Raw genomic sequence first — 9,001 nt, 5'->3', positions numbered from 1 at the left:
TTTTACCAATGCAGCTGGCCTAAATCTATCGTACAAAAACTCTTCTTTTCTACTCCAAACCAATTGTATAGGTTTTCCACAAATTTTAGCAATTTTTGCAGCTTCAATAGCTTGTTGATTGTAAATTTTTCCTCCAAAACCACCACCTAAAAATATTTGTTTTACATGAACTTTTTCTAAAGGAATTTTTAGCTCATTAGCCAGTTGTTCTCTTAAACCAAATGGTGTTTGTGTAGAAGCCCAAATTATTAATTTATCCTCTTCAAAATAACAGGTTGCCGAATGTGTTTCCATTGGCGCATGTGCTTTATAACCATCGTAATATTCAGCTTCTATTACTTGAGACGATTCTTTTTTACCAACTTCTAAATTTCCCTTTTCTTCAAATATTTTACCATCTTTTATAGTATTTTTTATATAACTGAAAATACTATCAGTATCCGCTTTAGCATCAGGAACATCCCATTGTATTTTAACTTTTTTAGCTGCTTTATTTGCAATTTCAGGATCTGAATGAAGTACAGCTACCAAATCGCCCTCTTCAATAAATATAACACCTTCAAATAGATTTAATTCAGATGTATTAGTACTTACTTTTTTTGAACCAAAAACTTCGGGTCTAATAACATTTGCATATAGCATTCCGGGTAATTTTATATCGGCAGAATACAAAGCTTTTCCAGTAACTTTTGCAATAGCATCGGTACTTATTACTGGTTTTCCTATAATTTTAAAGTCCTCAGCTTTTTTTATTGATGGCTTATTTTTTAACGTTTCAACTATTTTTTTTCCTTTTGTTAAAGTTGCATAACTTACTGTATTTGTTTCATCATTAGCTATTGAAATTATGCCATTTGTAAGTACTAAATTTTCAATTGGTTCATTAAAATGTTCTGATGCCAATTTTAATAAAATTTCACGCGCTTCAGCTGCGGCTGCTCTTATTACAGGATCTGCAAAACGAGTTGTTAAAGAACCCCAAGTTCCGGCATCGTACGGACATAATTCTGTATCACCCATTATCATATCAACCATATTAATTGAAACCTCTAACTCTTCTGCTACTACTTGTGCCAATGAGGTAATTATGCCCTGTCCCATTTCAATTTTACCAGTATAACAATTTACTCTTCCATCTTCTTTTATGTGAATGTAGGCGTTAAAATCTAATTCTTTTTCACTTGCTGAATTTTGACTCCAACCTTGTAATAATGATAGTTCACTTAAAGAAAAAATAACTATAATTCCTTTACCTAAAGTTTTTAAAAACTTTCTTCTGTTGTATAAAACAGGTTCGTTTACATCACTAAAATATAACGCATCAATTTTATCAGGTTTCATATTTTTACTTTTTCGTTTAACTCTTTAGCTGCATTTAAAATAGCATCAATAATTCTGTTATACGAACCACATCTGCATAAATTTTCTTCCATACCAATTAAAACTTCCTCTCTTGTTGGTGTTGGATTTTTTAATAATAAACCATAGGCGTTTAATATCATTCCAGGTGTACAAAATCCGCATTGCAAAGCATCTAATTCAACAAAAGCCTTTTGAATTGGGTGTAGTTCTCCATTTTTTAATTGCAATCCTTCTATAGTTATAATTTCTTTATCAGCAACATCTTCTATTAAAATCATGCAGCTTCTAGTAGCTTCTTTATTTATTAAAACTGTACAAGCACCACATTCACCAATTCCGCATCCATATTTTGTTCCAGTTTTATCTAAATAAGTTCTTATTACAGTTAATAATGGTTCATCTCTAAAAACTTCAACAGCCACATTATCACCATTTAATTTAAATTTAATTGTCTGTTTCATTGTATTACTATTTTTAATCAACTTTAAATTTAATCATTTATAAGTTTACTTATTACTGGTATTTATAATTTATAATAATTCTGAATTGATATACTTATATATTTAATTTAAAGTGTAACTTTTAAAAGATTTGTACTACAAATAGTTATAATTTGTATCTTTAAAAGAATTATTAATCATAAAAAAAATTGACAAATGATTGGAACCTATATTTTTATTTTTATTGTTGTGGTACTTATAGTATCAGGACTTTTTACTGTTAAACAACAAACAAACGCTGTAATTGAACGATTTGGAAAATTTACAAGCATTAGAGGTGCTGGATTGCAACTTAAAATTCCGTTAATTGACAAAGTTGCAGGACGCGTTAGCTTAAGAATTCAACAATTAGATGTTATTGTTGAAACAAAAACAAAAGATGATGTATTTGTGCATTTAAAAATTTCTGTTCAGTTTTTAATTAGACCTGACCACGTGTACGATGCTTTTTACAAATTACAAAACCCTAATGAGCAAATTACAGCCTTTATATTTGACGTTGTACGTGCTGAAGTACCAAAAATGATATTAGATGATGTTTTTGAAAAGAAAGAAGAAATAGCATTAGCTATTCAGCGTGATTTAAAACAAGCAATGTTAGATTATGGGTACGATATTATTAAAGCCTTAGTTACAGATATTGATCCGGATGAAAAGGTGAAAATTGCCATGAACCGTATTAATGCTGCTGATAGAGAAAAAATTGCAGCTCAACACGAAGGTGATGCACAACGTATTTTAATTGTTGAACGTGCAAAAGCTGAAGCTGAAAGTAAACGTTTACAAGGTAAAGGTATTGCAGACCAACGTAGAGAAATTGCACGTGGTTTAGAAGAAAGTGTTGATGTATTAAACAGAGCAGGAATTAATAGCCAAGAAGCTTCTGCTTTAATTGTAATTACACAACATTACGATACTTTACAAAGTATTGGCTCTGACACTAAATCTAATTTAATTTTATTACCAAATAATCCAACTGCGGCAAGTAATATGCTAAATGATATGGTTACTAGTTTGGTAGCTGCAAATAAAATACAAGAATCGTCTCACGAAGATGAAAGCAAAAAACCTAAAAAATAATGATTATAACTACAACAAATACCATTGAAACGCATACCATAAAAGAATATTTAGGAATAGTAACTGGTGAAACCATTATTGGCGCTAATATTTTTAAAGATTTTTTTGCAGGAATAAGAGATATTGTTGGAGGGAGATCTAGTTCTTACGAAGGTGTGCTTAGAGAAGCAAAAGATACTGCTTTAAAAGAAATGCAAGAACAAGCTAATAGGCTTGGTGCTAATGCCGTTATTGGAGTAGATTTAGACTATGAAACTGTTGGTCCAAATGGAGGAATGTTAATGGTAACAGCTTCTGGTACAGCAGTTAAAATATAAATTTAACATATTTATCTATAAAAAAACCTGTGAAATTCACAGGTTTTTTTTATGTTTAATACTAGTAATAACTAGTTTTTATCTTCAATTTTTTTCTCTGAATCTTTTTCGTCTTCTTGAGAAGCTTTCTTAAATTCCTTAATTCCGCTTCCTAATCCCTTCATTAATTCTGGAATTTTTTTACCTCCAAATAATACTAAAATTAATACTACAATTAGTATTACTTGTGGAGCTCCTATTACTCCTAAAAATATAGTAAGTGTATTCATATTTTTAAATTTTAAAATACAAATATAGTGATTAATTCAAAACTAAAAGTAACTTTTATAAAACTGACATTTATTTATGTTTTATTTAAGAAAACAATTAATTCATATATTTAATAGTTCCTTTTACCAAAGTTTTAGACTTTAAAACCTCTGGTGAACCTTTGTATAAAATAGTTCCACCAAATTGGGCTTTAGCATCTAATATTTCAGATGCGCGCACTTCTGCAGTAGATCCAGCAGCTGAAACAACAGTTGTTTGTTTACTATTTAAATTAAATCCATAATAAATACCACCAGTATTTGCATCAACAGTTTGGTTATCAGAAGTTCCGTTTAAAGTAATAATTCCTCCAGAAACTGTTTTTACTACTAAATGTTTGGTAGTAACATCTAAATCAATTTTAGCACCTTCTTGAACTTTTACTTCTAAATGTTGCTGATTTAGTGTTTCATCTGAAATAATTTGAGCACCTTCATTTGCATCTAACGTAGCTATATTTTTAGTATAATAAAGTACAATAGCTATATTTTCACCTGTAAAACTTTCCGGAAATTTAAGTCTAACTTTTAAAACTCCATCAGAATTTTTTATAGAAACATCATCGGATTTTGATCCAGATATTTCAATTTTTGCGTCATTTGATTTTACCAATTTAACTGTTAATCCATTATAAACTTTTAACTCATTAAAATCTCCTAAATTGGTTGTAATTGGATTTTGAGCAAATAATGATCCGCTCAAAAAAAGTAATACAATTGCTAAATTTTTCATTTTATATTTATTTTAAAATACTAACTTTTTTAAATACAATAATTATGCCTTTACAGTTAATTATTTACTAATTTTTTCTAATAAGGTAAAATCTAAGTGTTTACGTTCTAAATCGGTATGTTTTACTTTTATTAAAACGTGATCACCTAATTGGTATAAATTTTTGGTTGATTGTCCAACAAGTGCATATTGTTTTTCATCATAAATGTAATAATCATCTTTTATTTCACGAATTCTTACCATTCCTTCACATTTATTCTCAATAATTTCAACATAAATTCCCCATTCTGTAACTCCTGAAATAACACCTTCAAAATGTTGATCTTTATGATCTTCCATATATTTCACCTGCATATATTTTATAGAATCTCGCTCTGCTTTTGAAGCCATGTATTCTTGTTCAGATGAGTGTTTACATTTTTCTTCATAAGCTTCGGCTTTTGGAGATTTTCCACCCTCTAAATAATGCTGTAAAAGTCTATGTGTCATAACATCAGGATAACGACGAATTGGCGATGTAAAATGACTGTAATAATCAAAAGCTAAACCATAATGACCAATATTTTCGGTAGTGTAAACTGCTTTACTCATAGATCTTACGGCTAAAGTTTCTATTAAATTAGCTTCACCTGTACCGTGAACATCTTGTAATAATTGATTTAATGATGATGAAGTTGTTTGTTTATTTTTAAGATCAATTTTATTTTTATAACCAAACTTACTTACAATAGTTTGCAGCGACATTAATTTATCTTCATCTGGTTCATCATGCACACGATAAATAAAGGTATTTTTACTAGGAACACCTTTTTTACTACCCACAAATTCCGCCACTTTACGGTTTGCTAATAACATAAATTCTTCAATTAGTTTATTAGCATCTTTAGATTCTTTAAAAAACACGCCAATTGGCTCTGCTTTTTCATTTAAATTAAATTTAACCTCTACCCTATCAAAAGTAATTGCACCTTGCTGTAAACGCTTTTTTCGAAGAATTTTAGCTAGTTTATCTAACTTTAAAATAGCTTCTACAATTTCTGGTTGAACAGTAAATGATTCACCAGTTATTGAAATTTCTTTTGAAATTGTACCGTTTAAAGTTGACTTATCGACTGCGCTCGAAGTGACAGGATTGTTTTCAATAATTTCTTGTGCTTCTTCGTATGCAAAACGTTTATCGGAATACGTTACTGTTCTACCAAACCATTGGTTAATAACATGTGCTTTTTCATTAATTTCAAACACTGCTGAAAAGGTTAATTTTTCTTCGTTTGGACGTAAAGAACAAACACCGTTTGATAAAACTTCTGGCAACATTGGCACTACTCTATCTACCAAATAAACCGATGTTGCTCTGCTATAAGCTTCATCATCTAACACCGTTTTTTCTTGTAAATAATGCGATACATCGGCAATATGAATTCCAATTTCATAATTACCATTTTCTAACACTTTGTAAGACAAGGCATCATCAAAATCTTTTGCATCTTTTGGATCAATGGTAAAGGTTAAATCTTTACGCATATCACGTCTTTTCTCTAAATCTTTTTCCGAAATTTCTAACGGAATTAAACCTGCCTCTGCTTCAACATTTTCTGGAAATTTATAAGGTAAACCGTATTCTAAAAGAATGGAATGTATTTCGGTTTCGTGATCTCCTGGCATTCCTAAAACTTCTAAAACTTCACCAAACGGATTTTTAGAATTGTCTGGCCAATCGGTCATTTTAACCAATACTTTTACACCATCTTCAGCATCTTTTAATTTGTTTTTTGGAACAAAAATATCTGAATACATTTTTGCATCATCAGGAACAACAAAACCAAAGTTTTTATTAAGTTGTAAAACACCTACAAACTCGGTTTTTGCACGTTTTATTATTTCTACAACATCACCTTCCTCCTTTTTACTATTTCTTCTATTGTATAAATATATTTTTACAGTATCCTTATCTAAACCTCTGTTTAAATTACGAGCAGGAATATAAATATCTTGTTCAAGTTCATCACAAATAAAATAGGCATTTCCGTTTGATGTTGCATCTAAAGTACCAATGTAATATTTATCCATTGGTAAAATTTTAAATTTACCTCTTTCACTTTCTTCAACTTTTTTCTGCCCTTTTAATTCTTCTAGTTTTTGAATAATTTGATTTCTACCAGGAGCATCAGTTATTTCTAATTTTGAAGATAATTGTTTGTAATTAAAACTATTAGAAGGAGATTGATTTAATATTTTTAATATTTTTCTTGTTAAATCTTTAATAACGTTTCCTTTCTTTTTATAAATATTTTTTCTTTTAGACATGAATTTCTTTTTAAGAATTATCAAAAGTACAAATAATTACACTTCAAGTAAGTTAATAATTAGTTATATAAATTAGTATTTGTACTTTGCATTAGCTTAGAATTATAAAAAATATGACTACTAATTGGTTTGTAATTGTAAATCCAACATCAGGTAATGGTGCTTCAAAAAAGAAATGGCCTTTAATAAAAGATGAACTTTTAAAACAACAGTTTAATTTTAATTTTATAATTACCAACCATAAAAATCACGCTATTGAAATTGTTCAAAATGCACTAAAACAAGGTTATAAAAATATTATTTGTGTTGGTGGAGATGGTACTTTACACACTATTGTGAATGGTATTTTAAGTTTAAAACCTACTAATTTATCTGAAATTAAGTTAGGAATTATTCCTATTGGAACTGGAAATGATTGGATTAAAACATATCATATTCCGTTAGATTACAAAAAAGCTATTTTAATTATTAAACAACAATATACTGTATATCAAGATATTGGAGAACTAAAATTTGAAACTAATAAACAACCTATTTACTTTAATAATTTAGCAGGAATTGGTTTTGATGGCTACGTTGTTAATAAAGTTCATAAATTTAAGAATTTAGGATTTTTAGCTTATTTAACTGGCGCATTAATAAGTATTAGTAGTTTTAAAAAACCAACATTAAAAATTGAGTTTAATACACTCACAATTCAACAAAAAACTTTAATGTTATTAATTGGAATTTGTAACTATTCTGGCGGAGGAATGCAATTAACAAAAACACCAAACCCTACAGATGGTTTATTTGATATTTCCTGTATTTACCGTGTTAATTTAATTACAATTATAAAAAATATTTCAAATTTATTTAATGGTAAAATTTGCAATCATAAACTGGTAAATACTTATAAAACTGCTAGTATAAAAGTAACTATTTTAAACAATTCTGAAGCATATATACAAGCTGATGGCGAACTAATAGCAACAGATAATTTTACAGCTACCATTCTTCCAAAAGCACTTCAATTTATAGTTGCATCATAAAAAGTTATATAAAATAGTAGCATTATTTTTTATTGTATTTTTAATAGGAATATATATGCATTAGAAATATATTTTTTTTCAGAAGATAAAATAGAAACAGTAACTCCATCAATAATAAATAAAGCATCTAAAATTATAGTTATTAACTTTATTAACATATAGTATTATAGTTATAAAAGATTTTAAAAATTTTAAAAAATATTTTTTGTTATTATTGCTTGTTAATATGTGGAATAAATTAGTGAAATTAAATTTTGATATATCAGTTATTACATGTTACTAACATCTTATAATTTTTTAAGTACTTAAAAATCAATAAAACTAAATAGGTTATTAACAACTGTTAAAATTTAGAAATTAACCAATATTTTGTATAAAAAATCATGTTTACAATGTTTATAAACGTGTTAATTTCTGTTCACAACTTTTTCTAAAATTCTAATAAAAAAATTTGGTCAATTCATGTCGGTTTTTGCATTAATCTATTTCTTTTAAATAACAAAAAAAAGTTTTCTTTTTTAAAGATAAACTTATTGACAATTTAACATTAAATTAATAGTATTGTAAATCAACTAATTATAAATTACTATTAACATTCCCTTTTTTTACTGTTAATAACCGTGAATTTGTATTTTTGCAGTAGAACTTATTAACAAAATAATATTATGACAATTGCAATTGGTAATGATCACGCTGGAACAGAGTACAAATTTGAAATAATTAAACATTTAGAAAACAAAGGTATAAAAGTTTTAAACTTTGGAACTAATACTAATGATAGTATGGATTATGCCGATGCTATTCATCCTGTGGCAACTGCAGTTGAAAACGGTGAAGCAACCTACGGAATTATAATTTGTGGAAGTGGTAACGGCGCTCAAATGACAGCTAATAAACACCAAGGTATTAGAGCTGGTTTATGTTGGAATAACGAATTAGTTGCATTAACCAGACAACATAACAATGCAAATGTATTAGCAATTCCTGCACGTTTTGTTTCACTTCAGCAAGCTTTAGGTTTTGTTGATATATTTTTAACTACTGATTTTGAAGGTGGTAGACATCAAAATAGAATAGATAAAATTCCAACAAAATGTTGTTAAATAAATAATTAACAATATAATAGTTATAAATATAATGAGCCACAACCATTCGCATCATCACTCAACATTATCTGGTAAAAATTTATTGTTATCAATAATTTTAAATACCGTAATTACTATTGCACAACTTATTGGTGGAATTATATCGGGTAGTTTAGCATTAATTTCAGATGCTGTTCACAATTTTTCCGATGTTATTTCATTAATAATTAGTTATATAGCTAACTTATTAACACGTAAAAAAAAGCAAACAACCAGAT

10 protein-coding genes are annotated in these 9,001 nt (G+C 28.0%); 5 read left to right on the top strand and 5 right to left on the bottom strand.

Annotated elements, in window-relative coordinates:
* Together ABY298_RS12960 and ABY298_RS12955 are read right to left on the bottom strand one after the other, a co-directional pair.
* Positions 1–1,341: molybdopterin cofactor-binding domain-containing protein (locus tag ABY298_RS12960; RefSeq protein ID WP_372746483.1), on the bottom strand; the 1,341-nt coding region annotated here is incomplete at its 3' end.
* Positions 1,338–1,823: a (2Fe-2S)-binding protein gene (locus ABY298_RS12955; protein ID WP_372746482.1), complete on the bottom strand. Its 486-nt coding sequence runs from the start codon at positions 1,821–1,823 to the stop codon at positions 1,338–1,340. The genes ABY298_RS12955 and ABY298_RS12960, both read right to left, overlap by 4 nt.
* A gap of 195 nt (positions 1,824–2,018) precedes the next feature.
* On the opposite strand from ABY298_RS12955, the gene ABY298_RS12950 reads away from it, so the two are divergent.
* Complete coding sequence (locus ABY298_RS12950; RefSeq protein WP_372746481.1) at positions 2,019–2,942, top strand: SPFH domain-containing protein; 924 nt, start codon at positions 2,019–2,021, stop codon at positions 2,940–2,942.
* The gene (locus ABY298_RS12945; protein WP_372746480.1) at positions 2,942–3,259 is read left to right on the top strand and encodes a heavy metal-binding domain-containing protein; all 318 of its coding nucleotides are present in this window, start codon (positions 2,942–2,944) and stop codon (positions 3,257–3,259) included. Before ABY298_RS12950 ends, ABY298_RS12945 begins: the two co-directional genes overlap by 1 nt.
* 71 nt (positions 3,260–3,330) lie before the next feature.
* Here ABY298_RS12945 and tatA read toward each other — a convergent pair whose 3' ends face one another.
* The 3 genes from tatA to rnr form a co-directional block, all read right to left on the bottom strand.
* Positions 3,331–3,528 carry a twin-arginine translocase TatA/TatE family subunit gene (gene tatA, locus ABY298_RS12940; RefSeq protein WP_372746479.1) on the bottom strand — a complete coding sequence of 66 codons (198 nt, stop codon included), beginning with the start codon at positions 3,526–3,528 and terminating at the stop codon, positions 3,331–3,333.
* Between the two features lie 97 nt (positions 3,529–3,625).
* A complete protein-coding gene (locus ABY298_RS12935) occupies positions 3,626–4,300 on the bottom strand; it encodes a head GIN domain-containing protein (protein ID WP_372746478.1) in 675 nt (224 codons plus the stop codon).
* Between the two features lie 60 nt (positions 4,301–4,360).
* A complete protein-coding gene (gene rnr / locus ABY298_RS12930; RefSeq protein WP_372746477.1) occupies positions 4,361–6,607 on the bottom strand; it encodes a ribonuclease R in 2,247 nt (748 codons plus the stop codon).
* 113 nt (positions 6,608–6,720) lie between these two features.
* Here rnr and ABY298_RS12925 point away from each other — a divergent pair, with 113 nt between their 5' ends.
* From ABY298_RS12925 to ABY298_RS12915, 3 genes are all read left to right on the top strand, one after another.
* The gene (locus tag ABY298_RS12925) at positions 6,721–7,638 is read left to right on the top strand and encodes a diacylglycerol kinase family protein (protein WP_372746476.1); all 918 of its coding nucleotides are present in this window, start codon (positions 6,721–6,723) and stop codon (positions 7,636–7,638) included.
* A 665-nt stretch (positions 7,639–8,303) separates the two neighbouring features.
* Positions 8,304–8,741, top strand: a complete 438-nt coding sequence (gene rpiB, locus ABY298_RS12920; RefSeq protein ID WP_372746475.1) for a ribose 5-phosphate isomerase B — start codon at positions 8,304–8,306, stop codon at positions 8,739–8,741.
* A gap of 34 nt (positions 8,742–8,775) precedes the next feature.
* Positions 8,776–9,001 (top strand): cation transporter (locus ABY298_RS12915; RefSeq protein WP_372746474.1); only part of this gene is annotated, 226 nt, incomplete at its 3' end.

The sequence above is a fragment of the Lutibacter sp. genome (assembly GCF_041596795.1).
Lineage (GTDB): Bacteria > Bacteroidota > Bacteroidia > Flavobacteriales > Flavobacteriaceae > Lutibacter.
The sequence above is the reverse complement of the archived record's forward strand: the minus strand, read 5'-3'. Positions and strand labels throughout refer to the sequence as shown.

Excerpts from the sequence above, each read along its gene's own strand:
- ABY298_RS12935 (WP_372746478.1), bottom strand. The coding sequence starts at position 4,300 with ATGAAAAATTTAGCAATTGTATTACTTTTTTTGAGCGGATCATTATTT.
- rnr (WP_372746477.1), bottom strand. The coding sequence starts at position 6,607 with ATGTCTAAAAGAAAAAATATTTATAAAAAGAAAGGAAACGTTATTAAA.
- rpiB (WP_372746475.1), top strand. The coding sequence starts at position 8,304 with ATGACAATTGCAATTGGTAATGATCACGCTGGAACAGAGTACAAATTT.
- tatA (WP_372746479.1), bottom strand. The coding sequence starts at position 3,528 with ATGAATACACTTACTATATTTTTAGGAGTAATAGGAGCTCCACAAGTA.
- ABY298_RS12945 (WP_372746480.1), top strand. The coding sequence starts at position 2,942 with ATGATTATAACTACAACAAATACCATTGAAACGCATACCATAAAAGAA.
- ABY298_RS12955 (WP_372746482.1), bottom strand. The coding sequence starts at position 1,823 with ATGAAACAGACAATTAAATTTAAATTAAATGGTGATAATGTGGCTGTT.
- ABY298_RS12950 (WP_372746481.1), top strand. The coding sequence starts at position 2,019 with ATGATTGGAACCTATATTTTTATTTTTATTGTTGTGGTACTTATAGTA.
- ABY298_RS12925 (WP_372746476.1), top strand. The coding sequence starts at position 6,721 with ATGACTACTAATTGGTTTGTAATTGTAAATCCAACATCAGGTAATGGT.